The organism is Pseudomonas sp. NPDC089530, assembly GCF_050280705.1.
Taxonomy (GTDB): domain Bacteria; phylum Pseudomonadota; class Gammaproteobacteria; order Pseudomonadales; family Pseudomonadaceae; genus Aquipseudomonas.
On record NZ_JBNNVU010000005.1, the window covers coordinates 80,872 to 106,702 of the forward strand.

At 67.2% G+C, this 25,831-nt stretch carries 18 protein-coding genes; 13 read left to right on the forward strand and 5 right to left on the reverse strand.

All coding sequences use genetic code 11. The annotated features are described in order from the left end of the window. Positions 1 to 13: 13 nt before the first annotated feature. From ACQKQA_RS03385 to fabD, 3 genes are read right to left on the reverse strand one after another with little or no spacing between them, the layout of a single operon-like run. Positions 14 to 3,931, reverse strand: coding sequence for a beta-ketoacyl synthase N-terminal-like domain-containing protein (locus tag ACQKQA_RS03385; RefSeq protein ID WP_427553521.1), 3,918 nt, complete (start codon positions 3,929 to 3,931; stop codon positions 14 to 16). Beyond that, entirely contained in the window at positions 3,931 to 9,285 is a 5,355-nt protein-coding gene (locus tag ACQKQA_RS03390; protein WP_427553523.1) for an amino acid adenylation domain-containing protein, read from the reverse strand. The genes ACQKQA_RS03385 and ACQKQA_RS03390 overlap by 1 nt, the downstream gene beginning before the upstream one ends. Positions 9,286 to 9,288: 3 nt before the next feature. Then, positions 9,289 to 11,175: an ACP S-malonyltransferase gene (fabD, locus tag ACQKQA_RS03395; RefSeq protein ID WP_427553525.1), complete on the reverse strand. Its 1,887-nt coding sequence runs from the start codon at positions 11,173 to 11,175 to the stop codon at positions 9,289 to 9,291. Between the two features lie 1,126 nt (positions 11,176 to 12,301). On the opposite strand from fabD, the gene ACQKQA_RS03400 reads away from it, so the two are divergent. From ACQKQA_RS03400 to ACQKQA_RS03410, 3 genes are read left to right on the forward strand one after another with little or no spacing between them, the layout of a single operon-like run. Continuing rightward, on the forward strand, positions 12,302 to 12,811 hold the full coding sequence (locus tag ACQKQA_RS03400; RefSeq protein ID WP_427553528.1) for a hypothetical protein: 510 nt from the start codon (positions 12,302 to 12,304) through the stop codon (positions 12,809 to 12,811). After that, positions 12,802 to 13,800, forward strand: a complete 999-nt coding sequence (locus ACQKQA_RS03405; RefSeq protein ID WP_427553530.1) for a DegT/DnrJ/EryC1/StrS family aminotransferase — start codon at positions 12,802 to 12,804, stop codon at positions 13,798 to 13,800. Before ACQKQA_RS03400 ends, ACQKQA_RS03405 begins: the two co-directional genes overlap by 10 nt. Continuing rightward, entirely contained in the window at positions 13,797 to 15,059 is a 1,263-nt protein-coding gene (locus tag ACQKQA_RS03410; protein WP_427553533.1) for a hypothetical protein, read from the forward strand. The genes ACQKQA_RS03405 and ACQKQA_RS03410 overlap by 4 nt, the downstream gene beginning before the upstream one ends. A gap of 39 nt (positions 15,060 to 15,098) precedes the next feature. Here the strand turns inward: ACQKQA_RS03410 and ACQKQA_RS03415 are convergent, their stop codons facing one another. Both ACQKQA_RS03415 and ACQKQA_RS03420 read right to left on the reverse strand, forming a co-directional pair. Then, complete coding sequence (locus ACQKQA_RS03415) at positions 15,099 to 15,665, reverse strand: N-acetyltransferase family protein (RefSeq protein WP_427553536.1); 567 nt, start codon at positions 15,663 to 15,665, stop codon at positions 15,099 to 15,101. Then, complete coding sequence (locus tag ACQKQA_RS03420) at positions 15,662 to 16,219, reverse strand: RNA polymerase sigma factor (protein WP_427553538.1); 558 nt, start codon at positions 16,217 to 16,219, stop codon at positions 15,662 to 15,664. The genes ACQKQA_RS03415 and ACQKQA_RS03420 overlap by 4 nt, the downstream gene beginning before the upstream one ends. Before the next feature lie 266 nt (positions 16,220 to 16,485). Here ACQKQA_RS03420 and sctW point away from each other — a divergent pair, with 266 nt between their 5' ends. From sctW to sctT, 10 genes are read left to right on the forward strand one after another with little or no spacing between them, the layout of a single operon-like run. Continuing rightward, positions 16,486 to 17,610: a type III secretion system gatekeeper subunit SctW gene (gene sctW / locus ACQKQA_RS03425; RefSeq protein ID WP_427553541.1), complete on the forward strand. Its 1,125-nt coding sequence runs from the start codon at positions 16,486 to 16,488 to the stop codon at positions 17,608 to 17,610. After that, a complete protein-coding gene (gene sctV / locus ACQKQA_RS03430) occupies positions 17,607 to 19,700 on the forward strand; it encodes a type III secretion system export apparatus subunit SctV (RefSeq protein ID WP_427553544.1) in 2,094 nt (697 codons plus the stop codon). Before sctW ends, sctV begins: the two co-directional genes overlap by 4 nt. Positions 19,701 to 19,712: 12 nt before the next feature. Continuing rightward, positions 19,713 to 20,654: an FHA domain-containing protein gene (locus ACQKQA_RS03435; RefSeq protein ID WP_427553547.1), complete on the forward strand. Its 942-nt coding sequence runs from the start codon at positions 19,713 to 19,715 to the stop codon at positions 20,652 to 20,654. Next, a complete protein-coding gene (locus ACQKQA_RS03440) occupies positions 20,654 to 22,009 on the forward strand; it encodes a FliI/YscN family ATPase (protein WP_427553550.1) in 1,356 nt (451 codons plus the stop codon). Before ACQKQA_RS03435 ends, ACQKQA_RS03440 begins: the two co-directional genes overlap by 1 nt. After that, the gene (locus tag ACQKQA_RS03445; protein WP_427553553.1) at positions 21,996 to 22,460 is read left to right on the forward strand and encodes a type III secretion protein; all 465 of its coding nucleotides are present in this window, start codon (positions 21,996 to 21,998) and stop codon (positions 22,458 to 22,460) included. Before ACQKQA_RS03440 ends, ACQKQA_RS03445 begins: the two co-directional genes overlap by 14 nt. Then, complete coding sequence (locus ACQKQA_RS03450) at positions 22,457 to 23,014, forward strand: type III secretion system HrpP C-terminal domain-containing protein (RefSeq protein WP_427553555.1); 558 nt, start codon at positions 22,457 to 22,459, stop codon at positions 23,012 to 23,014. The genes ACQKQA_RS03445 and ACQKQA_RS03450 overlap by 4 nt, the downstream gene beginning before the upstream one ends. 1 nt (position 23,015) lies before the next feature. Beyond that, the gene (gene sctQ, locus ACQKQA_RS03455; RefSeq protein WP_427553558.1) at positions 23,016 to 24,089 is read left to right on the forward strand and encodes a type III secretion system cytoplasmic ring protein SctQ; all 1,074 of its coding nucleotides are present in this window, start codon (positions 23,016 to 23,018) and stop codon (positions 24,087 to 24,089) included. Then, the gene (gene sctR / locus ACQKQA_RS03460) at positions 24,086 to 24,739 is read left to right on the forward strand and encodes a type III secretion system export apparatus subunit SctR (protein ID WP_427553560.1); all 654 of its coding nucleotides are present in this window, start codon (positions 24,086 to 24,088) and stop codon (positions 24,737 to 24,739) included. The genes sctQ and sctR overlap by 4 nt, the downstream gene beginning before the upstream one ends. 7 nt (positions 24,740 to 24,746) lie before the next feature. Continuing rightward, the gene (sctS, locus tag ACQKQA_RS03465) at positions 24,747 to 25,007 is read left to right on the forward strand and encodes a type III secretion system export apparatus subunit SctS (protein ID WP_427553562.1); all 261 of its coding nucleotides are present in this window, start codon (positions 24,747 to 24,749) and stop codon (positions 25,005 to 25,007) included. Position 25,008: 1 nt separating this feature from the next. Beyond that, positions 25,009 to 25,815: a type III secretion system export apparatus subunit SctT gene (gene sctT / locus ACQKQA_RS03470; RefSeq protein WP_427553564.1), complete on the forward strand. Its 807-nt coding sequence runs from the start codon at positions 25,009 to 25,011 to the stop codon at positions 25,813 to 25,815. The last annotated feature ends 16 nt before the right edge of the window (positions 25,816 to 25,831 follow it).

Genomic DNA, 25,831 nt, shown 5'->3' on the forward strand with positions numbered 1-25,831 from the left:
GGCTGCGCGGGGTTCAGGCGTGGGGTTTGAGCGCGATCACGCTGGCATGCTCGAGACCGTCGGTGGCGGCCTGGCCGTCATAGTCGATGGCCAGCCCCTCATACCCGGCCTCCTCTACCAGCAGCCCGGCGAGCCGGCATTCGCGGGCGAGGATCTCGGGGTCGACCAGGTTGATCAGCGGGGTGCCATTGAGGGCATCGCTGGCGTGGCTGCCGCTGTCGATGGCATTGCCGGCGCTGGCCTGGGCCCGGTTGCGGAAGTAGCCGGCGATATCGGCGATATAGCCCGGCCACTCCTCGCCCTGGGCGTTCAGGCGCTCGTACTCGTCGACCCGGGCCGCCCAGTGCGGGAAGTACGGGCTGTCGCAGGTCAGGAACAGCCGACCGCCCGGCGCCAGCCACTGCGCCATCTTGCGGATCGACTCGCGAAACGCCTGGGGCGCCAGGAAATGCAGGACCCGCGCGGCATGGATGGCCTGGAACCGGCCCGGGGCGAAATCCATGTCGGGCAGCGCGCCCGCCTGGGTGCTCAGGCGGCCACGCAGGGCTGGCGCCACGTTGCCGGCCAGAATCGTCAAGTGCTGCTCTTCGATATCCACTGCCAGTACCCGCGCGCCCTGCTCCAGCGCGGCGATCGTCGCCACGCCGTAGGCGCAGCCCATGTCCATCACTTCGCCTGCCGCGGTGGCGGCGAACTCGACGAACAACTGCGAACAGGCAGGCAACACCGTGGTCATGGCGCCGGTGCCGTTGAGCGTCGGGATCATGCCCTTGATCTGTTGCGGCATGCTCGAAGGTGCCGGCACCGGGTTCGTGCCCCCGGCATCGACATGGCTGCACACCACGTCCCGCAGCTGCATCAGCACCTCGCCCGCGGCGTCGCAGATATCGACATGCAGGCGCGAAACCGTGGACGGCATCTCCACCTGGGCAAAGTCGTTGTCCGAGGGCCGTAGCCGCAGCCAGGCGGCGTTGTCCAGGGCACCCTGCACCAGCACTTCATCCACCGACAGCAATGTCAGAGCCTCGACGGCGCAGCCCTGGGCCCGGGCCAGCAGGCCAGTCAGTTGCACCAGCAGCGTTGCCGGCCGCTCCACCGGGTGCCAGCCGGGCTCGCTCGAACGCCTCGCCACCTCCAGCGCGGCCAAGGGCCGGCGCGGCTGGAACAGCGCCTGGCCATGGATATGCAACAGGGCATCGCCCTGGTCCAGGGAACTGATGCGGTAATCGACCAGGTCGTTTTCATCGGGTGCGAGGTTCAGCTCGACAGCGACCGGCTGCCCCTTCACCCACAGCGGGTGGGGAAAGGCGATGTCGTGCAACGCCAGGCTGAACGGCTCGTCGGCCGCCACTTCGGCCGCCTGGCGCGTGGCCTGGATCAGCATGTCCAGGTGCGCCAGCTCGACGAAACGACGGGACTGGTCGGCGGCCCGGGCAACGAACCAGGGCTCCAGCCCGGTGAAGTCCGAACGGTATTTCTGCGCCATGAAGGTTGACACGTTGTGCTGCAAGATCGGCGAAAGCGCCGCAGCGCTCGGGCTGGCGACCGGGCCGCCGGCGGACTCCCGGGGAATCCACAGCGCATGCCGGGCAAAGGGATAGGTCGGCAGCTGCACTTTTCTCAAGACCGGTTGGCCGGCATACAAACGCTGCCAGTCCACCACCACCCCGGCGACCCAGATGCGGCCCAGGCCGCGCTGGTTATGCTCGTCGAGCCACTGTTGCGCGACGGCGTGCATCTCCGGGCTGGCAAAGAGCTGACGCACGTCCTTGCCGGTTTCCAGGTCGCGCTTGAGGAAGGCGCCCGCATCGTCCTTGCCGTCCAGCAAGCGTTCCAGGCGCTCGACCAGTACCGCCAGCGAGTCGGCGAATATCACCGCGCGATGTTCGAAATGCTCCCGGCCGATCTGCAAGGTGCAGGCCAGCGCCTGCAGGGTCGGCTGCCCGGCCTCGGGGGATTGCAGATGGGCGAGCAGGCGCCCGGCCACCTGCGTCAGTTGATCCGCGGTGCGGGCCGACAGCAGGACCGCCTGCTCGCCCTCGGCACGCGGCGACCCCGTGGCGGCCACGGGGTTGAGGTATTCGCCGAGCACCATATGCCCGGTGACACCGCCGAAGCCGAAGTTGTGGATGCCGATATGCCGGGCGCGGCGCTGCCCGTCGATCATCTTGGGCGCCCAGGTGCCGGTGCGGCGTACCGGTTCGCAGGCAAAGTCGCCCTGCGCGGCGTCCCAGTTGAACTGCTGCAGGTTGGCGATCTTGATCAAGGTGTCGTGCTGCAGCGCCAACAGGCTCTTGATCAGCGCGATCACCCCGGAAGCCCCGGAGAAATGCCCCAGCTGGCCCTTCAGGGTGCCCAGGCCCGGCTTGCCGGCGCAGTCTTTGAAGACCTTGTCGAACGCGTTGAGCTCCACCTCGTCGGCCATCGGATTGGCGGTGCCCTGGGCTTCGAGGTAGTCGATATCCCCAGGTTGCAGGCCGGCCTGCTCGAGGGCCTCGGCGATGGTTTCGCAATGGATCTCGGCATTCGGCGCGGTGAGGTAGAGGCTCTTGCCGCCATGGCGCACCGACAGGCCCTTGATGACCCCGAGAATCGTATCGTTGTCGCGCTCGGCCTGGGACAGCCGCTTGAGCATGACCACGCCCAGGCCGTCGCTGAAGAAGTGCCCGTTGGCCTGCTTGTCGAAGGGCCGGACGATGCCGTCGCCGGTGAACAGGCCCAGCTTGCGGTTGTAGATATTCACTTCCGGGCTCAGCACCAGGTTGACGCCGCCGGCGATGGCCGCCTGGGCCTGCCCGGTGCGCAGCGCGGTGATGGCCCGGTCGATGGCGACGAAGGAGCTGGTGCAGGCGGCATCGACCGTCCCTACCGGGCCCTTCCAGTCAAAGAAGTGGGCAATGCGATTGACCAGCATGGCGTGGGCGTTGCCGGTGTTCAGGTGCCCGTCGATCGGCACCTGGCTGGCGCGGATCAGGTCGGCGTAGTCCTTGCGCTCGATGCCCAGGAACACGCCGATTTTCTGCTGGCGCAGCCGGTCGCGCTGGTAACCGGCGCTTTCCAGGGTCTCCCACACGGCTTGCAGCATCAGCCGGTGCTGGGGGTCGATCAGCGCCGCTTCCCGGGGGGAAATATTGAAATGCAGCGGATCGAAACCCCGTACATCGTCGATGAAGGCGCCGTGATGACAGTCGGTCTTGTCCGGGCTGTCGAGGTCGCCAAAGATCGCCCGCCAATCCCAGCGGTCGGCCGGCACCTCGGAAATGAACGGCTCGTCGGCCACCAGGCGGCGCCAGAAGTCGGCCAGGCTGTCGGACTTGGGCAGGCGCGCGGCCATGCCGATGATCGCGATGTCCTCGGTCAGCGCCGCGGCCTCGCCGTGCTGGTCGGCACCCGCCGCGCCGTGCGACCGCGGTCCCTGCACGCTCGCCCCACTCGCTGCGCGAACGCTCCGGGCAATCGGCTGGACCGTCGCCCCGGCCAGGTGGGTGTGCTCATGGAAGTAACGCTGCAAGCGATCGGCGACCACCTGCTCCAGGTGGCCGCTGGTCGCGGCCGGGGCTGGCCCGGGGCCGGCCTTGAGCGCGATGTGCCGCGCCAGGGCCGCCAGCGAGGGGTGCTCCATGAAGGTCGACGGCGCCAGTTTCAGACCGGGAAAATGCGCGGCGATGCGCTGGGAGAACTCGGTCAGCGAAATGGAGTTGAAGCCGTAGTCGGCCAGGCTGCGCTCGGGCTCGATATCGCTGTGCTCGAAGTGGATGGTGGCGGCCAGAAAGCCGGTCAGCTCGGCCAGCACCTGCTGCTCGGAGAGCGAACCCGGCACCGGCGCGGGTTGCTGCACCGATTCGTGCAGTTGCCTGATCACGTCCAGCGCCTGCTCGTCGGAAATGCTCTGGCTGGAAACCTTGTCGATAAAAGCGTTCAGGTATGGCATCACGAGGCCCTCGAGATTTTCTTGAGTTCCGACAGAAAGTTGTCTGCGTTGATTTCTTTGCTCTGGATCCTGCGGATCAGGCCCAGGTACACCCGGTCGTGCTCGGCGAGCGCCCGGTCCAGGGACTCGGTGGCCTGGTCGATGGCCAGCGCGCGGTCGCTCAGGGGCGTGAGGAACTGGCTGTCCCAATCGAGCCGCAGCGGGTTGTCGAGCTGGGCCAGGGCCGCCTGCTGTTCCTGCCCGGTGATCTGCCCCTGGGCCGCCAGGCTTGCCACGACCTCGCGGCCCAGCCCGGCCAGCAGGCGCGCCTTGACCTTGCTGATCTCGGTGTCGCCGGTCTCGTCCTGGATAAAGGCCCGGGTGCGGCTCGCGGCCACGATGGTTGCGGCCCCGGCGCTGGCGTGGGGGCCCCGCAGGCGGTACTGGGCGGGAAAGCCCGGCGTGTTGAGCAGGCTCCAGAACGCCTTGAACTCGTGCACCGGGTCCGGCACCAGGCCGAGCTTCATGCCGATCACCACGCTGGCCAGGGGCCCCATGATGATCTTGTCGGTGTCGACTGTTTGCCGAAGTTCCTCCTGGCTGAGCCGGTACTTGCCGGAGACCACCTGGGCATACCAGCGCGAGGCCATTTCCAGGTACGGGAAGGTGCCGATGACGCCGATTTCCTGGAGCCCGTACTGGTTGAACAACCGCGGGTCGTCCCGGTGGAACAGGCCCATGGCCAGGTCCCGGACCGGCTCCAGGCCTTGCACGTAGTCGTACAGCGCCCCGGTGCGGTAGCCGGTGCACAGCACCACCACATCGATGTCGTCCAGTACCCGCTCATGCCCGACGTGGAAGCAACGGGCGCCGGCAAATTTTTCCACCTGGCCGAAAATGGTCTCGATCTTCCCGGCGTTGACCAGGTCCACCACCTCGTCGTTGATGTGAATGAAGGGGTGCTGGCGGAACTCGGTCAGGCTCGGTTGCAGGCCGCTGCGCTGCAGAGCCTCGCTGAAGGCCGGCATCGCCAGTTGCAGACGGTCGATATTGCGTTGCGCCCGCAGGACTTCCGGCATCAGCAGGTTGGCCGGGGACACGAAATCGTTGGGCAGAAAGCCCACCATCCGCGGCAGGATGAACTTGCGCGAACGCAGGCTCCAATAGACCTTGGCGGCGACCTTGCTGGCTTCGCCGGCGATGTCCATGCCGCTGACGCCGTTGCCGATCACCAGGACGCGCTTGCCCGCCAGCGACGCGTTGTCGAAATACTGCCCCGAATGCAGCACCTCGCCGGTGAAGGTATCCAGGCCGGGAATCTGCGCATGCCGGGGAATCTGGTAGCGCCCGTGACACAGCGCCACCCCGTCGAAGGTCTCCCGGCGACGGGTCCCGCCGGACTCGATCTCCACCGCCCAGCCATCGCCCTCGGCCTTCACCGAAACCACCCGGGACCGGCAGTGGATATGGCGTTCGAGGTCGAAGCGGGCGGCGTAGGCATCGAGGTAGCGCCGCACGTCGTGGACATTGGGAAAGGTGTCGCTGATGTCCTCGGGATAGAAGTCGGAAAAGAAACTGGTGTCCTTGGAGTTCTGGAAGCGCGTGGTGGAGTACGTGCCGGCCTCTTTGTCCCGCTTGAGGTTCCAGACCCCGCCCAGGGTGTCCTGGGCCTCATAGACCACCGGCTGGTGCCCCTCTTCCAGCAGCGACTTGGCCATCACCAGGCCGCCGGGGCCGGCACCGATCACGCAGATCCTCCGCGCCCCGGGCGTGGCCGCCGGCTCGCCCTGGGCCAGGGCGTTGTAGGTCTTGAGCTGGAACGGATAGCCGGGCAGCGCCAGTTTCTGCGCGCTGCCTGGCGGATGCAGGCGGTGCCAGGCCGGCGCCGCCCCTGCGACCCACTGCGCAGCCAGCTCGGCCAGTTCGCCGTCCGCCGCCAGCTCCCGACCGCTGTAGAAAATGCCGTCCGGCCAGGCCGTATCCGCCGAGCCTGCGGCCAGGGCCTGCAAGGCGCTGGCCAGTCGTTCGCCGGCCTCGGCGAGAGAGCCGGCGACAAAGGCCAGGCGCACTTTGAGCCCTTCGCGGCCGACTTGCAGGGTGTAGGCCAGGTCCCGCAGCCGCAGCTGCGGATGGGCGCGCAGGTGGGCCAGCTGGCTGTCCAGGACGCTGGCCAGTTGCGCCGGGGTCCGGGCGGAGAACACCAGCAATTGCGCGCTGGCGTCGGCGCCGCGGGTATCGGCCGGCGGGCAGTATTGCTCGACGATCACATGGGCGTTGACCCCGAAGCCATAACTGTTGATGGCGGCGCGCCGCGGCGCCGCGGCATCGGCCCAGGGCTGGTTCTGCGCGCTGATGCGCAATGTGCTGGAGGACCACAAGCGGGCGACGTCCTCGGCGGTGACCCCGGGCACCCCGGGCTTGATGCCTTGCTGCAAGGCGAACACCACCTTGATCAGCGCCGCCATGCCGGAGGCCACTTCGCTGTGGCCGATGCAGGGTTTCAAGCTGCCCAGGGCGCAGTCCCGGGTGGCCGCTGCGGCCGCACCCTGTTCGGCGAACACCGCCTCCAGGGCGCTCACCTCGACGCTGTCGCCCAGCAACGAGCCCGTGGCGTGGGTTTCGATGTAGCCCAGCGCTTGCGGCGCCACGCGGGCATCCGCCAGCGCGTCGAGCATGGCGCTGCGCATGCCGTCCTGGTTGGGCGCGGTGAGCGAGGAGGAACGCCCGCCGTGGTTGACGCTGCTGCCCTTGATCACCGCCGCGATCCGGTCGTTGTCGGCGAGCGCCTGGGCCAGCGGCTTGAGAATCACCACCGCCGCGCCTTCGGAACGCACGTAGCCGTTGGCCCCGGCCTGGAAGGAACGGGTGGTCTGGTCGGGGCTCAACAGGCCCATGGCGTCGTAGCTGTGGAAATACTCCGGGGACAGCAACAGGTTGACCCCGCCCACCACCGCTTGCTCGCACTCGCCCTGGCGCAGGGCGCGGATCGCCCGGTGCAGGGCCACCAGGGACGACGAACAGGTGGTCTCGATGCATTCGCTAGGGCCGAAGAGGTCCAGGGTGTGGGACAGCCGATTGGCGACCATGGACGCCAGCTGCCCGGTGGCCAGGTAGCCCTTGTTCTCTGCATCCTGCGCCGCCGCGACCCCGTAGTCGTTCTGCGAGGCGGCGATGAACACCCCAGTGCGCCGCTGGCTGAACGCCTGGGCGCCGATACCGGCGTCCTCCAGGGCGCGCCAGGTGTAGGTGAGCATCAGTCGCTGCTGCGGGTCGATCAGTTGCGCCTCCTTGGGCGCCACCTGGAAAAACACCGGGTCGAAGTCGAACGCGTCCGCGATGAACCCGCCCCACAGCGGCCTGTCGGCCTGGGCCAGATGCGGGCGCATCAGGGCCGCGCTGGTCATGCAATTGCGCCCGGCCAGGACGTTGGCCCAGAAGGTTTCCTTGTTCGGCGCCTGGGCGAAGCTGCAGGCCATGCCGACGATGGCGATGTCCTGCTGCGCAGCGTCGCCCTGCCCGGCCGGCCTGTCGTTGCGCGTGGGCTCCTGGGCCATGGCCGTCGGCGAGGTTTGCGCCGGGGACAGAACCAACTGCGCAATGGCCGCCGGGCTGGCGTGCCGAGCCAGGTCGCTCAGCGCCAGTTGCGTGTCGAACCGCTGGTTGAGCCGGGCGAGAAAGGCATTGGCCGCGATCGAATTGCCGCCGATCTCGACGAACAGGCTGTCGGGCTGGATGTCTTCCACCCCCAGCAATACCTGCCATTGCTCGATGATGTAACGCTCGACCTCCCCCGCCCCCGCGGCATTGGCCTGCGAGGTCACGGAAATGGGCCGTTGCCCCAGCAGCTTGCGGTCGACCTTGCCGTTGGGCGTCAACGGCAGGCGCTCGATGGGCAGCAGGAAACTCGGCACCATGAAGCCGGGCACGCGCTCGCCGAGCCAGGTCTTCAGGCGTCCGGCCAGGGAGGCGTCCGGCAGGTTCGGGCTGCGCGGGACGAAGTAGCCCACCAATTGCCCGGAACCGGCCTGCTGCCGGGCCACGACCACCGCTTGCAGGACCTCGGGATGGCTGTCCAGCTGGGCTTCGATATCGCCCGTTTCCACCCGGTAGCCGCGGATTTTCACCTGGTTGTCGATCCGGCCCAGGTGCAGCAACAGGCCGTCGGCCCGCCAGCAGGCCAGGTCGCCCGTGCGGTACAGCTTGCCGGCGCTTTCGAAGGGGTTGTCGATGAACTTTTCGGCCGTCAGGTCGGGGCGGTTCAAATAGCCTTCGGCCAGGCCCGCCCCGGCGATGCACAACTCCCCCGGCTCGCCGATGGCGCAATGGCTGCCGTCGTCGCGCAGCAGGTACAGCCGGGTGTTGGCGATGGGCCGGCCGATGGAAACCGGCTGTCCGGGCTCAAGCTTTTGCAGGGTCGACCAGATGGTGGTTTCGGTCGGCCCGAACATGTTCCAGACGCTATTGCCGGCCTGCTCGAAACAGCCCTTCAGGGCATCCGGCAACGGCTCGCCGCCACAGAGGATGCGCAATGGCGCCGCGGGCTGCCAACCGGCATGGAACAGCATCGTCCAGGTCGCCGGCGTCGCCTGCATGAGGGTGGGCCGGACCTGGGCGATCAGGCTCATCAACTGGCTGGCATCGCCCGCGGTCTCGGCCGGACAGATATGGCAGCGCCCGCCGACGATCAACGGCAGGAGCAACTCCAGCCCGGAAATATCGAAGCAATGGGTGGTCACCGCCAGCAAGGTGTCGTCGGCCTGCATGCCGGGCTCTTCGGCCATCGACAGGAGAAAGTTGCTCAGCGCCCGGTGGCTGATCATCACCCCCTTGGGTTGGCCGGTGCTGCCGGAGGTGTAGATGATGTAGGCCAGGCTGTCGGGAGCCGCTGCCGGCTCCGGCCAGGGGCTCTGGCAGGCGGCCACGAGCGGCCACTGGCGGTCCAGGGCGAGGCTGCGGCAGTGCTCGCCCAACAGGGCGGCGAGGGTCGGCTCGAGCGCGGCCTGGGTCAGCACCCAATGGCTGTCGCTGTCCTCGAGCATGTAGCGCAAGCGCTGCTCGGGGTACGTGGGGTCCAGCGGGATGTAGGTGGCTCCGACGCGGGCGATGGCGAGCATCGCCACCACCAGGTCGAGGGAGCGGTTCATGAACAGGGCGACCCGCGAGCCGGCGCCCACCCCTTGCCCGGCCAGGTAGGCGGCCAGCTGAGCGCTTTTTTCCGCCAGCTGGCGATAGCTCAGGCTGTGCCGGGCATCCGCCAGGGCTATCGCGTCCGGCGTGGCCCGCGCCCTGGCGTCGAACAGCTGATGAAAGCCTTCTGCGTTGTCGAAGGCGCGCGCGTTGGCGCTCCACGCCACTGGAACAGGATTGACTGACATGGGCTACTCCCCCGAACGGCCGGTGATTTCGTTGAGAAGGATGTTGATGTTGCTCAAGTCCTTGCCGAACTGATTGATCGAATGGCTGTACTTGAGATGGTTGGGGCGGGTGTATTTGATGAAGTTGGCCAGCGAACCCGTTGCGCTCAGATCGACGAACAACGACTGATTGCCGGCGCTGGAAAGGTGCTGGATCAACCCATGGAAATCGACGGGCTGGCGAATGATGCGCCACAGATAGTCCCGGGCATTGGCCAGGTCGCCGGCATGGATGGCCCGGGCCAGCGTCGACGAGTAGTAAGGGATGGTGGGCGCGCTGAAGGCGATGCCATCCAGGATCGACAGGATCTGCTCCCGGGCCGGCTCGATATGGCTGGAGTGAAAGGGATACTGCACGGGCAGCTCGATGCAGATCACCCCCATGCCGTCCAGGCCGCGCTTGATCCGGGCCAGGTCCGCCTGGGCGCCGGCGACGCAGAAATTGTCGGCGAAGTTGATCCCGGCCAGCTCCACCCCGCGGTAAAGCTCGGGATGCTGCCGAAGGTGCTCCGCGGGGGCCAGGACGCTGAGCATCCCGCCCTTGGGCCCATGCTCGGCCAGCACCCGCGCCTGGCGCAGGGTCAGGCGCAGCCCGTCCTGCCAGGACAGGCAGCCGGCGACCGTCAAGCCGATGTACTCGCCCAGGCTGTAGCCCAGCACAGCCTTGGGCTCGACCCCTTCGGCGCGCAGCGTGGCGGTCAGGCTGTAGCCGATGGCGAACAGTGCGGGGTGGGTTTGCAAGATCGAGTCGAACGGCTCATAGACCCGACGCGATTCGTCGTAGATGACCTTGACCAGGGAGAATCCCTCCTGCGCTTCCACCAGCGCGCTGCAGGCATCCATTTGCTGGCGGAAGACGGGATTGTGCTGGTACAGCTCGCGGCCCATCTGGAAGTACTGGGTGCCCTGCCCGCCATACATGAAGAGCGTGTCCTGCTTCGGCGAGGCGACCGGAGCCGGCGTCGGCGCCGCGGCAGGCGGCGCGATGACCATCGGCGCCTTGAGAATCTTGTCGGTGAGCTTGGTCAGGACAGTGCCCGGCCCGAGTTCTTCGATCGGGTGGATATCCCGGGCCAGCAGCCAGGAAACGCTTTCGTACCATTTCACCGGGTGGGTGATCTGCCCGCTGAGGATGGCGGCGTAGTCCTGTTGCGGATAAGGCCGGGCGGTCATGTTCGAGACGACCGGGGTCGACAGGGGCTGCAGCTCGAACCCGGCCAGGTAGCCGGCGAACTCGCGCTCGACGTCCTGCATGTAGCGCGAGTGAAAGGCGGCGCTGACATTCAGCGGGAAATAGCTGGCGCCGGCCTGCTCGAAGACGGCCCGGGTCCGTTCGCCGGCAATATCGTCGCGCAGCCCGGAAAGAATGATCTGATCCGGCGAATTGATATTGGCCAGGTCGATGGCGTCCAGACCCTGGTCGCGCAGGAGGCGGCGCACGGTTTCCTCGCTCAGCCCCAGCACGGCGGCCATGCCGCCCCTGGGTGCCTGGCTCATCAGTTGGCCTCGCCGCTGGACCAGTCGCAGCCCGGTGGCGAAGTCGAAACCTCCGGCCGCGAACAGTGCGCAGTACTCGCCCAGGGAGTGACCGGCGAAATACGCTACCTGCTCGTTGCCGGAAGCGTTCTGCCGGCGATCCAGGTAGGTCAGCGCGCTGACCGTGTACAGCGCCGGCTGGGTGTATTCGGTCTGGTTCAGGCACTGATCCGGGTCTTCGAGGCACAGCTCGACGATGGAGTAACCGAGAATGTCGCTGGCCAGGTCCGTATAGGTTTTGAATTTGCCGAAAACCTCCTCGCCCATGCCCTTGAATTGCGAACCCTGGCCGGGAAAAACATAGATCTTTTGCATTGAGTCACCTTTTGACAGGTACAGGCGTGCCTCAAAGACATATTTGATTCAGGCATGCCGCACGCTCGGGCTGCAACAAGATTGCCGCAGGCTATAGAGGAGAAGAGTTGATAAAACCAAGCAACTTAAAGAGGAACTTAGAGCCCAATCGACACAGCCATCTAATGGCCATCAGCGCAACTTTCTAACATCAGAAAAAACGTATCACAGGAGATTAACAGCCTTTGTAAAAAAGTGTTAAGCGCACTTTGTGAAATATTCTTAATCCTCCTGAAGATCATGAGAGCGGACGAGCAACTCGCCATTTAAAAAATAAAATATCCAATAAAAACAACAACTAATGATCGTAAAAATACTGTAATCAGGGTTTGAGAAAGGCCTTGACCTGAAAAGCAGGGACAAAATTTAATATATAAATTTGACGCTGGATCGATGTTCTACAGCTTGCTGAAGGACTTCCGAAAAGCATTCAAATACAAAAACTTGAAGCCAGCCCGTCACTTGACCAGATTCGTTATTTAACTAGATAGTTATCAAGATCGGACAAAGAAGAATTAACCTCCAACAGGTCAGGCATTAACAGCATGAAAAGATTTTCATGAAACTTCTGACGCTTACTTATTGCTGTTCGAAACAGCCTTGAGGAGCCAACCTGGCTTCATAGTGCGACTCGGGTTCTTGGTCAGCGCCGCCGGCTGGTGGCCATGCCCCCCGCGCCAACTATTTCGTTTTAACCCCGAGAACAAAACGCTATCAGCGCCTTATGCCTCGAGTGGGCCTTGGCCCTGGATGCTCGCAACCATGGGGTCTGCAGTGAACGGCACAGCGACTGCGTGCCGCCGCCAGCCACGCAAGACCGCCCTTTTCTCCTTTCACATCCGCCTCGACAGGCCGGGAAGCACACCTAGACTCTCACGCAATACGGGACATGGACGGCCCCCCCACATGGCCAGGCAACGGATGCGCTTATCCGCTGCCGAGGCCACCTGCCGCACCTGCCCCGCATTGCAATCTTCCGGCTATCCGCAAGCCAGGTTCCCCCGGGACAAGGAGGTCCATGAGGCAAAGACACACCGCACTCTTGATGAAGATGACAGCCTGAATCGAACCTATTGGAGTACACCCAATGAACGGACACACCAATCCCTCCTTTGACGAAGCCATGCCACTGGGGGCGTCTGACGCGCAATTCATCAATGACCTGCATGAGCTACTGGAGCGCCATGGCAACCTGGATCGCTTCGGACTCTGCCTGCTGCACGATCATTTCGCGGTGGCCGACGACGAGATTCTCCTCGAAGGCAACGACCACGATGCCCGTACCCTGCACCTGGACGTGGTCAAGCGCAGCGACCTGCCGGACAGCAAGTTCACCAGCTGGCGCATCGGCGGCCCTCGCGCCGAAGCGCTGACCGCCTGCGCCATGGACAAGTGCAAGGTCGAGGCCCTGACCGCCTGTGCCATGGACAAGTGCAAGGTCGAAGCCCTGACTGCCTGCGCCATGGACAAGTGCAAGGTCGAAGCCCTGACTGCCTGCGCCATGGACAAGTGCAAGGTCGAAGCCCTGACCGCCTGCGCCATGGACAAGTGCAAGGTCGAAGCCCTGACCGCCTGCGCCATGGATAAATGCAAGTAATCCCGCCCCCTGCCGATGGCCAGTGGCGGGCACGGGAAGCCGACCGGCTGCCGTGCTCGTCCTGGCTCGCGCAGTTTTACCGGCGGCGTCACGGCGCCCTGCTCGGCTCCGGTACCGCGGCCCTGGAACTGGCCTTGCAGCAGTTGGGCGTGATGCCCGGCTGGCGGGTCGCGGTGCCGGCTGCCACCTGCCATCAGGTGGTGGCCGCCGTGCTCAATGCCGGCGCGGTGCCGGTCATTATCGAAAACGCCGCCGAACTGCTGCTCAGCCCGGCCGCCCTCGCCCCCCATGTCCATGGCCTGGACGCGGTGATCGCGGTCCATCAGTACGGCTTGCCCTGCGATATCCCGGCCTTGCGCCGGCAACTGGGCGAGCGAGTGCCGATCATCGAGGACAGTGCCGCGGCCTGGGATTTCAACCTCCCCGGCGCGGCGCGAACCATCACCTCCCTGGGCCACGGCAAGCCCCTGGATATCGGTGGCGGCGGCGCACTGTTCGGCGACACCCCGGTGGACGCCGAGATCGATGTCTGGTCCCCGGGCCAGCGTTCCCGTGTGCGCCCGGCGTCGAGCCCGGCCCTGTCGATCCATGCCCTGCCCGCCTTGGTACCCGCCGTCGCCACGGCCCAGGCCCGCACCCGGCGGTTGCGGCAGGAGGTCCCCGAGCTGCTGGCCCGGCTGCGCGAAAACGGCCTGGAACCCTGGGCCGCCGAAGATGCACCGATGCCGAGCTGGCAATTCATCCCGATCCGCACCCGCGATCCGCTGCTGTTCGAACGCCTGCGCTACAGCCCCCATGCCGAGGCCCTGGGCGTCTGCGCCCCGGCCGCCATCGCCCTGCGGGAACTGCCGATGCTCGGCCGCCGCGGCGAGGTGGCCCAGGGACCGCAGCCCAGCCTGGACCTGCATCGCAGCTGGGTGCTGCTGGAGCCTTTCGCCGCGCTCGACCAGCCACAACGCCTCGAGGCCTGGGCCGGAGGCCAACGATGAGCCCAGCCCGACACGATTTGAACCTGCCCTTCAGCCCGGGCCCGCGGGTCCGCCAATTGGCGGACTACGCCGGCAGCGGCCAGACCCTGGTGCAGGAACAGCTGCTGGGGGTGGCCGGCGCCCGAGTGCTGTTCGCCAACTACGCGGCGATCCGCGCCGACTTCGACGGCCCCTGGGACACCCCTCCCGGCACGGGCGAGCAGGCCGCCATCGACCGCTGGCTGCTGCACAACGCGGCCTTTATCTCCAGCAGCCAGGCCGCAGCCCAGGGCATCAACACCCCGATCGCCCTCGACCCGCGCCGCGTGCCGGCCTGGCGCCCGCCGCGCTATGGCCGCGCCGCCGTGCTCTGCGCGCCGGCCAGCGAACAGGTGCTGTTCGATATCAAGGGTATCGGCGTACCGCCGGACGAAGCCCCGGTGCTGCCGTATTCCAACGGTCTGCTGACCCTGGCCGAAGCGGTGCACGAAGTGCTGATGGAACACCTGGTGTTCGCCGCCATGGCCCACGCCGCCATGACTCACAGCAGCAGCGCCATCACACCGCTGCCGGCCTATGCCCTGATCGACCTCGGCTTCGACGCCCTGTGGCACGACGGCCGCGCGCCGGAGCCGGCGGTGCTGCTGTTGCGCCGCCCCTGCACCCGTCCGCGCTGCCAGTGGCAACGCTACTGGCAAGGCGCCGAACTGGCCGGCGCCCTGATGCAGGCCGAGCTGCTGTTGCGCCGTTATGGCCTGACCGCCAGCAGCTGCGGCGCGGTGCGTTTCCAGGTCAGTCGGGAGGCCGGGAGCCTTAAGGTGCAACGCGACGGCGAAGAGCTGCCGGTCAGCCCCGAGGTGGCCCGGACCCTGGAACGCCTGCTGGCGGACAACCGGGGCGCGCCGCTGCTGATCGACGGGGTCAATGTGCAACTGGCCGGCGCGGCCAGGGTCACGCCCCTGCAACTGCAGGTCATGGATTTTGGCCGTTATCGTTTTGCCGAACGCTTCGAACACCACCTGTACGCCTGGATCGATGCCGACTACCAGAACCTCAATGGCCTGTACCTGGCGCCGGGGGATCCGCGCTACGTCCAGCCCGATCCCGAGACCAGCCTGGCCGGGACCGAGGGCGGTTCCTGTTTCGCCGCCCTCGAACGATTGGTCAGCGGCTTTCGCCAGGACCGCGAGCCCGAACGCCTGTGCCGGGCCCTGCGCGCTACGGTGGAAGAAGCCTGCCGGCCGCTGCGCGGGGAGCGCGGCGCCGGCACCACGCCCTGAAGAGACGGAGCCGGCCCTTGCGGCCGGCTCCCCAGGCTGTCAGGCCAGCGGACCGGGCCCGGACAGTTGCTCATACAGCGGCAAGCCGAACAGCAGCACATCGGCGCGCTCCTCGCCGAAACGCGCGATGTTCGGCAGGCGGGCCCAGAGCACCGCGCCGATGGATTGCACGATGTGCTGGCTGGGCACATTGGCGGCCATGATCCAGGCCACCAGGGTTTCCAGGCCGAACTGGCGGCCGAGGATCACCGTGGCGTGGCCCAGGCGCACGCCGATGCCGCTGCCGTGGCGATCGGCGCGCACATAGATCGCCGTTTCTCCGGTGTTGCGGCAGGCCTGGGTGCCCCAGCTGAAGCGGTTGATCGATAGCCAGCCCACCACCTCGCCGCCGCGTTCGAGCACATACACCGGCAGGCCGTCGCGCTTGTACAGGTTGATGTAGAAGGTCACCTCTTCCAGGGTCATGGGCCGGGTCACCGGGGAGTTGGCGCCGGTGCCGGCGGTCTCGTTGAAGATCTCCATCATCGCCGGCAGGTCGGCGTCGCAGGATTCGCGCACGCCCCGGGGCAAGGCCTGAGGCAGCGCCCGGCGGACAAAACCGTTCATGCGCTGGCCCTCTCGGCATACACGCTCATTTTCAACTGGCCGCGGGCCCGGGCCAGGCGCGAACGCACGGTGCCGATGGGCACCCCCAGTTGCTCGGCGGCGTCCTGGTAGCTGATATCGGAGTCCACCAGCAGGTCGATCACCGCGCGCATGTCCGCCGACAAGCCGTCCATGGCCGCCAGGGTGCGGCCCAGCAGGCGCTGGTGTTCGCTGACCTGGCTCGGGTCATGGCCGTGCTCCAGGCTCTCGATCCCCGACTCTTCCAGCACCGTGCATTGCGGCCGGCTGTACAGGCTCTTGAAGTGGTTGCTGACCAGGTTGGTGGCGATCCCGAACAGCCAGGTTTCCGGCTTCGAGGCGCCGATGAACTTGTGCTGGTTGCGCCAGGCTTCCAGGTAGGTCATCTGCATCAGGTCGTCGACATCGGCCTGGTTGAACACCCGCTTATTGATGAAACACCGCAGTTTCTTCTCGCTGCTGCGCGCCAGGCCTCCCAGGTCCAGCTCAATGGCGCCAATGACTTTCACTTCCCTCTGAACGGTACTCGATTCCACGCTTGATACCTCATCACTCACGCTATGCCGACAGTGGCGAGAGAGACAGAGAGCAGCGAGCGTACCAACCTCGATGCATTTTCAATTCATTGATTTATAAGACTTTAATTTTAATAAGCGCCCGCTTTTTGCCATTTGTTGCACTTTCGACAAAATCCCCGTGCCAGTTCTGGCACGGCGTTTCCAGACCGGCGCCGGCCATGGAACCAGCGGCCGCCCGCGACCACTCAGGACACACCAGTACTGCGGTGGATTGCGCGCCTGTCATGAAAATCAACAGCTACAACGACGTCCTGCCCCTGGACCTGTTGCCCCGTCCGCCCTTCGCCGCGGAGACGGCCTCGGCCACGGCGAAAAACCCGCTGATCGACTCCATGGAAGAGGTGGCGCTGAAGTTCAGCGAAAGCGTCGAGCGCCACAGCAAGAGCCTGGACGAACGACAGATCAGCGAGTCCACCCGCGGCCAACAACGGGTGGAGCGGATCGAAAAGCTCGCCGAGCTCTACCGCCTGCTCGACCACAGCGACCAGCCGAGCCTCGAACAACAGGCGCGGCGCATGCAGCAGGTGCTGCAGCAACAGCCGTCGCTGCAGGCCGCCCTGAGCCTGGGGGACCAGGACCCGGCGCGGACCGACATCCTCCTGCAGCAGGCCCTGCGCCTGGCCATGAACGAAGGCCGGGAAAGCGAAGCGCAAAGCACCCGGGGCCTGATCGACGAGCTGCGCCAGGTGCATGGCGAGCGAATCCGCGCCGGCTTCAACACCGCCAGCGCCATCGCCCTGTTCAGCCGCGACCCGGAACAACGCAGCGCCATGCGCCAGCTGTACTACCAGGCCATCGTCGGCCAGCAGCCCCTGGCCAGCCTGCTGGAGTCCTTGCTCGAACGCTTTGGCGACGAGCAGTTGGGCCGTGGCCTGCGCACCCTGCAACGGGCCCTGGCCGACGATATCGCCGCCCTCGCGCCATCCCTGCCCGGCGGCGTGCTGGGCTCGATGCTGCGGGGCCTGGGCTCCTGCGGCCAGCTCAACAACCTGCTCAAGGCCTGCCAGGCACTGCTCGAACGCTTGAGCCAGCAACAATCCCGCAGCGGCATGACGCCCCTGGCCATGGGCAAGCGTGTGCTGCGCTTCTGCGCCAACGGCTTCTTCGCCCGCGACCTGACCCTGCTCGGCGAAGACACCCTGGGCCAGGCGCCGCACCTGCTGCCCTGGTTCTTCAACGGCCTGTACCCGCTGCTGCAGAACCTGCCCCTGGTGCTGTGGAAAGACCTCAAGACCCGGCAGAACGGCCTGCGCCTGCTGCACAACCTGATGGACGAACTGGCCCGCCAGGAACGCCAGGCCATGGGCCTGGGCGATAGCCTGGGCAACACGCCGCGGGGCCTGCGATGAACCGCCTGATCCACAGCCTCAACCGCCTGGCCCTGGCGGTGATGCGGCGCACCGAGATCGTCGGCGCGGTGATGGTCATGGCCATCGTGTTCATGATGATCCTGCCGCTGCCCACCGCCCTGGTGGATGTGCTGATCGCCCTGAACATCTGCATTTCCTCGCTGCTGATCGTGCTCGCCATGTACCTGCCGCGGCCGCTGGCGTTCTCCACCTTTCCCGCGGTGCTGCTGTTGACCACCATGTTCCGCCTGTCGCTGTCCATCGCCACCACCCGGCTGATCCTGTTGCAACAGGACGCCGGGCACATAGTCGAAGCCTTCGGCAGCTTCGTGGTCGGCGGCAACCTGGCGGTGGGCCTGGTGATCTTCCTGATCCTGACCATCGTCAACTTCCTGGTGATCACCAAAGGCTCGGAACGGGTCGCCGAGGTGGCCGCGCGTTTCACCCTGGACGCCATGCCCGGCAAGCAGATGTCCATCGACAGCGACCTGCGGGCCAACCTGATCAACGTCCGCGAAGCCCGCCAGCGCCGCGAGCAACTGTCCAAGGAAAGCCAGCTGTTCGGCGCCATGGACGGCGCCATGAAGTTCGTCAAGGGCGACGCCATCGCCGGCCTGGTGATCGTCTTCATTAACCTGATCGGCGGGTTTTCCATCGGCGTCCTGCAAAACGGCATGGAGGCCGGCGAGGCCATGCACCTGTACTCGGTGCTGACCATCGGCGACGGCCTGATCGCGCAGATCCCGGCCCTGCTGATTTCTCTCACCGCGGGCATGATCATTACCCGGGTGGCGCCGGACAGTCAGGCCGGGGACGCCAACATCGGCCACGAGATCGCCGAGCAGCTGACCAGCCAGCCCAAGGCCTGGGTGTTTTCCTCCCTCGGCATGCTCGGCTTCGCCGCCATTCCCGGCATGCCCGGCCTGGTGTTCGTCAGCATCAGCCTGGTCTGCCTGTCCGGCGGGTTGATCCAGCTGTGGCGCATCCGCCAGAAGCAGATCCTTCAGGACCAAGCCGGCGTCGCGCGCAACGCCGCTCCCGAGCTCAACGGCCGCGAGGATATCCGCCGTTTCAACCCGTCGCGGCCGTACCTGCTGCAATTCCATCCCAGCCACCAGAGCAGCCCCGCCGTCGAGCAACTGCTGCACGGCATCCGCCAGCGGCGCAATACCCTGGTGCACCAGTTCGGCCTGACCCTGCCGTCCTTCGAGCTGGAGTTCAGCACCCAGTGCGCCGAGGACGAGTTCTGCTTCTGCGTCTACGAAGTGCCGCTGATCCACGCCACCTTCGCCAGCGACCGGGTGGCGGTACCGCTGCGCCAGTGCGGCGAGCTGCATGACGGTGAGCCGGGGCGCATCGAGCGCGACGAAGGCCAGTGGGTCTGGTTCGCGCCGGACCACTCGCTGCTGCGCATGAGCAGCGTCGAGCCGGTCAGCGCCGAGGAACTGATCCTGGAGCGCATGAGTCGCGCCTTCCAGGCCACCGGGCCGCGTTTTATCGGCCTGCAGGAAAGCAAGGCGATCCTCGGCTGGCTGGAAAGCGAGCAGCCGGAGCTGGCCCAGGAGCTGCAGCGGACCCTGCCCCTGGCGCGGTTCGCCGCGGTGCTGCAACGGCTGTCGGCGGAGCTGGTGTCGTTGCGTTCGGTGCGCCCGATCGCCGAGACCCTGATCGAACAGGGCCAGCACGAACGCGACCTGAACGCCCTCACCGACTACGTGCGCATCGCCCTCAAGGCGCAGATCTGCCACCAGCACGCCGACCAGGGCGCGCTGCACGCCTGGCTGCTGACCCCGGAAACCGAAGTGCTGCTGCGCGACGCCCTGCGCCAGAGCCAGCACGAAGCCTACTTCGCCCTGGAACCGGAGCTGGGCAGCGCCCTGCTGGAGCAGCTGCGCGAAGCCTTCCCGTTGCGGGCGCTGCCGGCACCGGTGCTGCTGGTGGCCCAGGACCTGCGCAGCCCGCTGCACGGTCTGCTCAACGACGAATTCAACCATGTCCCAGTGCTGTCCTTCGCCGAGCTGCTGTCCAGCATTCAGGTGCAGGTGCTGGGACGCTTCGACCTGCAAGAGGCCCAGGCCATGCTGGCCTGACGGAGTACGACCATGAAACCCGAGATGATGTATGAACTGCGCGTGCTCACCGGCCTGCACCGGGGCGCGGCCCTGCCGCTGACCGGCGGCGAATGGAGCATCGGCTCCTCCAACGGCGCCGACCTGGCGCTCTACGACCCCGGGATCAAGGACCGCCACTGCCTGCTGCGGCTGGTGGACGACACCTGGTCCCTGGCGCGTAAGGACGGCCCGGTGACCGACAGCGAGGGGCACAAGGTCGATGCCATCGCCACCCTGCAACCGGGCACGCCCTTCGCCCTCAACGGCGTCTGGCTGTCGGTGGTCAGCGCCAATACCGAATGGCCCGAGGAGGAGCAGTCGCCGCCGCTGACCGAGGTCGAAGGCGAAGCCGATCTCGCGCCAGTGCCCCTCAGCGCCGAGCGCGACGGGCCCTTGCCCCGCCCGGTGGCGCCGTCCCGCTCGCTGCTGGGGCCGGTCCTGTTGCTGGGCGCCCTGCTGCTGTTCCTCGGCACACTGATCTGGGGCCTCAACCGCCAGGACCCGGTGCCAGCGCTGCCCGTCGCGCCGACCCGCACTGAACTGAAGGACGCCGCTGCGGTGCGCCAGGTGCTGGAGGGCATGCTCAAGGAGCGGGAGTTGCAGAACCGGATCAGCCTGGTCGAGGAACCAGGCAAGATCGTCCTCAAGGGCCGCTTCGACGAAGACGACCTGCTGCAATCCACCGAGCGCATGCTGCTGCGCTTCGAGCAGCAGTACCGCAGCCCGCTGCAAGTGCTCAGCGCCCTGCCCCCGGCCACCGACGTGCTGCCGTTCAGCATCGTGCAGATCAGCAACGCACGGCTGCCCAACGTGCTGACCAGCGACGGCCGTCGGCTGTTCCTCGGCGACGAGGTGGCCGGGGTGCGCCTGGTGGATATCGACGAGCACAAGGTGGTGTTCGAAGGCGAGCAACGCGTCGAGTTGAGCTGGTGATGCAGGCAGCCATCGAACGCCTCGAGCACTGGCGCCAGCAGCACCAGCAACGCCTGGCGCACTGCGCGCTGGTGAGCATCCGCGGGCGCATCGTCGGGGTCAGCGGCATCCTCCTGCACAGCCGCATGCCCCGGGCACGGATCGGCGACCTCTGCCAGATCCGCCGCGCCGACGGCAGCGAGGTGATGGCCGAGATCGTCGGCTTCGACCGCCAGCACACCCTGCTCGCCGCCCTCGGGCCGCTGGACGGCATTGCCATCGGCGCGCCGGTCACGCCGCTGTTCCAGCCCCATGGCCTGTTGGTGGACGAGCGCCTGCTGGGCTGCGTGCTCGACGGCTTCGGCCGCGCCCTCGGCGGCGAGGGCCCTGAGGCCTTCGCCCCGGCGGGAACCCTGGGCGCCCTGCCGGTGATCCGCGATGCCCCGGCGGCCACCGAGCGGCCGCGGATCGAGGCGCCCCTGGCCACCGGGCTGCGGGCCATCGACGGCTTGCTGACCCTGGGCGAAGGCCAGCGCGTGGGGGTGTTCGCCGGCGCCGGGTGCGGCAAGACCACCCTGCTCGCCGAACTGGCGCGCAACACCCCGTGCCAGGCCATCGTCTTCGGCCTGATCGGAGAGCGTGGGCGCGAGCTGCGGGAGTTCCTCGACCACGAACTGGACGAGGAACTGCGCAGCCGCACGGTGCTGGTCTGCGCCACCTCGGACCGCAGCAGCATGGAACGGGCCCGCGCCGCCTTCACCGCCACGGCGATCGCCGAGGGTTTTCGCCAGCAAGGCAAGTCGACCCTGCTGATCATCGACTCCCTGACCCGTTTCGCCCGGGCCCAGCGTGAGATCGGCCTGGCCAGCGGCGAACCGGCCGGACGCGGCGGCCTGCCGCCCTCGGTGTACAGCCTGCTGCCGCGTCTGGTGGAACGGGCCGGGCGTACCCGCGACGGGGCGATCACCGCGCTGTACTCGGTGCTGATCGAACAGGACTCGATGAACGACCCGGTGGCCGACGAGGTGCGCTCGCTGCTGGACGGCCACATCGTGCTGTCGCGGCGCCTGGCCGAGCGCGGGCATTACCCGGCGGTGGACGTCCTCGCCAGCCTCAGCCGGACCATGGGCAATGTGGTGGGAACCGAACAGCAGCATGGCGCCACCCAGTTGCGCCGGCTGATGGCCGCCTACCAGCAGGTGGAGATGCTGCTCAAGCTCGGCGAGTACCAGCCGGGCAACGACCCGCTGACCGACTGCGCCGTGGATTCACGGGCGCGGATCGAGGCCTTCCTGCAGCAAGCGTTGCGCGACCCGGCGTCGCTCGACGAAACCCTGGACCACCTCCTACAGGTAACCGCCGATGTCCCACTCTGATGCCGAGACCCAGGCCCCGGCCAACGACCCGCAGTTGGCCGGGCTGACGCCGACCCTGGACCTGCTGGCGCCGATCCGCCGCCATCGGCTGACCATGGCCGAGCAGGCCTGGCAGCGCCAGCGCACGGTGCTCGATGCCCTGCACACGCGCCTGACGCAGATGGCCACCGAGCTGCAACAGCTGCGCGACAGCCAGCACCAGGCGCGCCAGGAGCAGCACCAGCGGCACAGCCAGCGGCGCCTGCCGCTGCACGAGATGAACCGCTGGCTGGCCGGCGAACAGCAGGCGCTGCGGCGGATCGAGCGCTTCGAGCAGCACTTCAAGGCGCTGCAGGAGGAGTACCGGCAACAGCAGCACTGGACCGACGACAGCCAGCAGCAACTGCGCCGCCGTCAGCGCGACATGGAAAAACTCGACTACCTGCGGGACCTGTCCCGGGAGGCCTCATGACCCCGCGTGCCGCCGTACCCAAGCCGACGCCCCGGCCCCCGGAACCGCCGCGCCCGCGCCAGGAACCCCCCACCGGCAACTGGCCCGTGCGCCATGAAGCGGCCCGCGAACTGCGGGGCGAGACCCGGGATGAAAGCGAATGCTTCGAGCAACTGCTGGCGTCTCTGGACGGCCCCGGCCAGGGCGCCGTGGCGGATTTTTGCGGCGACGGCGGCGGCCACCAGCAGCCCTCGCGCCAGGACCCGGAGCCCGGCGGCTACGCCCCCGTGGCCAACCCGCAGACCAGGGCACTGTGGCAAAGCCTGTTGGTGCGCCTGGAGCAGCACCTCGGCGAACTCGACCAGGGCCCGCTGGAAGTCCAACTGGAGATGCCGAACCTGGGGTCGGTGGCGGTGCGGGTGCTGCCCCGTGGCCGCGAGCTGGAGATTGCCCTGCACTTTGCCCGGGAGCGGGCCTGGCAGTACTGCGCGGCCCAGCGCCAGGCCAGCGCCGCCTGGCTCGGCCAACAGCTGGGGCGCCCGGTGCGTCTCATCCTGCAACGGGAGGCCCACTGACATGGCCGCCCAGCCACTGCAATTGCGCCCCATGGGCGCTGCCGAAGCCCAGGTCCGCGAACGCCTGGGGGCCGGCCTGAGCCTCAGGCTAGCAGCGCCCCAGGCCACCACCCTGCACCTGCGCCTGGCCCCCGCCGCGTTTACCCAGGCACCGCGCAGCGCTATCGAATGCGCCTGCGGTCTGCTCTGGCTGGACGATGCCCAGGCCCTGCTCAGCCGACTTTCCGCCTGCCCGGCGATCCTCGGTGAAAGCTCGACGGTGCCCGACGACTGCGACTGGTACTGGCCGCTGTACAACCACTACCTGGCCGCGGAACTGCAGAGCCTGCTCAGCCCCCTGCGGGTGGTGACGGCCGCCTCGGCCCCGGGGCTGGACTGTTTGCTGGAGCTACGCGACGCGGCCGGGGCAGCCGGTCAAAGAGCTGTCAGCCGCGCACGGATCCCCGCCGCCACCCTGCTCAACCTGTTGCAGCACCCGGACTGGCAGGCCCCGGCCAGCCCCTCAACCACAACGGACTGGCCACTGCGCCTGCCCCTGCTGCTGGGCCATTGCCCACTGAGCGTGGCGCAACTGGCCGCCCTGCGCCCGGGCGATGTGCTGCTGGCCGAACAGCCGCTGTTCTCCCCCGAGGGCCACGGCTACCTGCAACTCGGCGCCTGCCGCCTGCACCTGCGGCCACTGCCCGGGACGGCCCTGCGCTTCACCCTCGACGAACTGGAAGACCTGCCCATGAATGCCTCCCTCGATCATTTCGCCCTGGCCGACAGCCAACCCCTGAATCCGCCGCAGGCGCCCTACCCCGACGACGGCCAGGTCGACCACGACCCCGCCGCGCCGGCAGCCCCCGGACGTTTCGACGACCTGCCCCTGGCCCTGACCCTGCGCGCCGGCAGCCTGACCCTGAGCCTGGGCCAGCTGCGCAACCTGAGCGTCGGCTCGGTGCTCAGCTTCAGCGGCTGCGCCCCGGGCCAGGCCACCCTGTGCCAGGGCGAACGGCCCCTGGCCCAGGGCGAGCTGGTGGATATCGACGGCCGCCTGGGGCTGCAGATCACCCGCCTGGAGCCGCGCCCGTGAACCTGCAGGACGTCGATCCGCTGACCCTGGCGCTGTTTCTCGGCGCACTGTCGCTGGTGCCGCTGCTGATGATGATCTGCACCGCCTTCCTGAAGATCGCCATGGTGCTGCTGATCACCCGCAACGCCATCGGCGTGCAGCAGGCGCCGCCGAACATGGCGCTGTACGGCATCGCCCTGGCCGCGACCCTGTTCATCATGGCCCCGGTGTTCAGCGACATGGGCCAGCGCGTCAAGCAGCTGCCCCAGCGCATGAATGACTTCGCCGCCCTGGAAAGCGGCGCCACCCAGGTGCTGGAACCCCTGCGCCGGTTCATGACCCGCAACGTCGACCCGGACATCCAGACCCACCTGTTGGACAACACCCAGCGCATGTGGCCGGCGGCGATGGCGGCCAAGGCCAGCCGCGACGACCTGCTGCTGATCGTCCCGGCCTTCGTGCTCTCGGAGCTGCAGGCGGGGTTCCAGATCGGCTTTCTGATCTACGTGCCCTTTATCGTCATCGACCTGATCGTCTCCAACATCCTGCTGGCCCTGGGCATGCAGATGGTCGCGCCGATGACCATCTCGCTGCCGCTGAAGATCCTCCTGTTCGTGCTGGTGGACGGCTGGACCCGGCTGCTCGACGGCCTGTTCTACAGCTACCTGTGAGGGCGCCATGGATACCTTGACCCTGTTCAAGCAGGCGATGCTGCTGGTGGTGGTGCTGTCGGCGCCGCCGCTGATCGTGGCCGTGATCGTCGGTGTGCTGACCTCGCTGCTGCAGGCGGTGATGCAGTTGCAGGACCAGACCCTGCCCTTCGCCATCAAGCTGGTGGCGGTGGGCCTGGCCCTGGCCCTGACCGGGCGCTGGATCGGCGTGGAGCTGATCCAGCTGACTCAGTTGGCGTTCAGCATGATCGCGCAGACGAGGGCCTGAGATGTTCCCCTCGGCCTTCAGCGAACTGTCCGAAGCCATCATCGCCCTGACCATCGGCATGGCCCGCCTCTACCCCTGCCTGTTCCTGATCCCGGCCTTCGCCTTTCGCGAGATCAAAGGTGTGTTGCGCCACTCGATCGTCCTGGCCCTGGCCCTGGTGCCCATGCCGGCGATCCGCGCCAGCCTCGCCAGCCGCGACCTGGGCTGGCTCGACCTCAGTGGCCTGATGCTCAAGGAAAGCCTGATCGGCCTGCTCCTGGGGCTGCTGCTGGCCATGCCGTTCTGGCTGTTCGAGTCGGTCGGGTGCCTGTTCGATAACCAGCGCGGCGCCCTGATCGGCGGGCAGATCAACCCGGCGCTGGGGGACAACACCTCGGAGCTGGGGCATATGTTCAAGCAGGTGCTGATCCTGCTGCTGATCCTCGGCGGCGGCTACGCCAGCCTGACCCAGGTGATCTGGGACAGCTACAGCCTGTGGCCCGCCAGCCAGTGGCTGCCGATGCCCGCCGTGGACGGCTGGGGCCTGTACCTCAAGCTGCTGGCCAGCACGTTCCGCTTCATGGTGCTGTTCGCCGCGCCCCTGGTCGGGCTGTTGCTGCTGATCGAGTTCGGCATGGCGATCCTCAGCCTGTACAGCCCGCAACTGCAGGTCTCGACCCTGGCGATGCCGGCGAAAAGCCTGCTCGGCCTGGGCTTCCTGCTGCTCTACCTGCCGATGCTGTGCTGGCTGGGCAACGGCCAGTTGAGCCAGTTCGCCGACCTGCGACACCTGCTGCCGTTGCTGCTGCGGGCCGCACCCGGCACCTGAGCCCACAGCCCGTCAT

What these genes read in the sequence shown, in the direction of transcription:
- ACQKQA_RS03385 (WP_427553521.1), bottom strand. Translation starts at nt 3,931, where the DNA reads ATGCCATACCTGAACGCTTTTATCGACAAGGTTTCCAGCCAGAGCATT.
- ACQKQA_RS03390 (WP_427553523.1), bottom strand. Translation starts at nt 9,285, where the DNA reads ATGTCAGTCAATCCTGTTCCAGTGGCGTGGAGCGCCAACGCGCGCGCC.
- fabD (WP_427553525.1), bottom strand. Translation starts at nt 11,175, where the DNA reads ATGCAAAAGATCTATGTTTTTCCCGGCCAGGGTTCGCAATTCAAGGGC.
- ACQKQA_RS03400 (WP_427553528.1), top strand. Translation starts at nt 12,302, where the DNA reads ATGAACGGACACACCAATCCCTCCTTTGACGAAGCCATGCCACTGGGG.
- ACQKQA_RS03405 (WP_427553530.1), top strand. Translation starts at nt 12,802, where the DNA reads ATGCAAGTAATCCCGCCCCCTGCCGATGGCCAGTGGCGGGCACGGGAA.
- ACQKQA_RS03410 (WP_427553533.1), top strand. Translation starts at nt 13,797, where the DNA reads ATGAGCCCAGCCCGACACGATTTGAACCTGCCCTTCAGCCCGGGCCCG.
- ACQKQA_RS03415 (WP_427553536.1), bottom strand. Translation starts at nt 15,665, where the DNA reads ATGAACGGTTTTGTCCGCCGGGCGCTGCCTCAGGCCTTGCCCCGGGGC.
- sctW (WP_427553541.1), top strand. Translation starts at nt 16,486, where the DNA reads ATGAAAATCAACAGCTACAACGACGTCCTGCCCCTGGACCTGTTGCCC.
- sctV (WP_427553544.1), top strand. Translation starts at nt 17,607, where the DNA reads ATGAACCGCCTGATCCACAGCCTCAACCGCCTGGCCCTGGCGGTGATG.
- ACQKQA_RS03435 (WP_427553547.1), top strand. Translation starts at nt 19,713, where the DNA reads ATGAAACCCGAGATGATGTATGAACTGCGCGTGCTCACCGGCCTGCAC.
- ACQKQA_RS03440 (WP_427553550.1), top strand. Translation starts at nt 20,654, where the DNA reads ATGCAGGCAGCCATCGAACGCCTCGAGCACTGGCGCCAGCAGCACCAG.
- ACQKQA_RS03445 (WP_427553553.1), top strand. Translation starts at nt 21,996, where the DNA reads ATGTCCCACTCTGATGCCGAGACCCAGGCCCCGGCCAACGACCCGCAG.
- ACQKQA_RS03450 (WP_427553555.1), top strand. Translation starts at nt 22,457, where the DNA reads ATGACCCCGCGTGCCGCCGTACCCAAGCCGACGCCCCGGCCCCCGGAA.
- sctQ (WP_427553558.1), top strand. Translation starts at nt 23,016, where the DNA reads ATGGCCGCCCAGCCACTGCAATTGCGCCCCATGGGCGCTGCCGAAGCC.
- sctS (WP_427553562.1), top strand. Translation starts at nt 24,747, where the DNA reads ATGGATACCTTGACCCTGTTCAAGCAGGCGATGCTGCTGGTGGTGGTG.
- sctT (WP_427553564.1), top strand. Translation starts at nt 25,009, where the DNA reads ATGTTCCCCTCGGCCTTCAGCGAACTGTCCGAAGCCATCATCGCCCTG.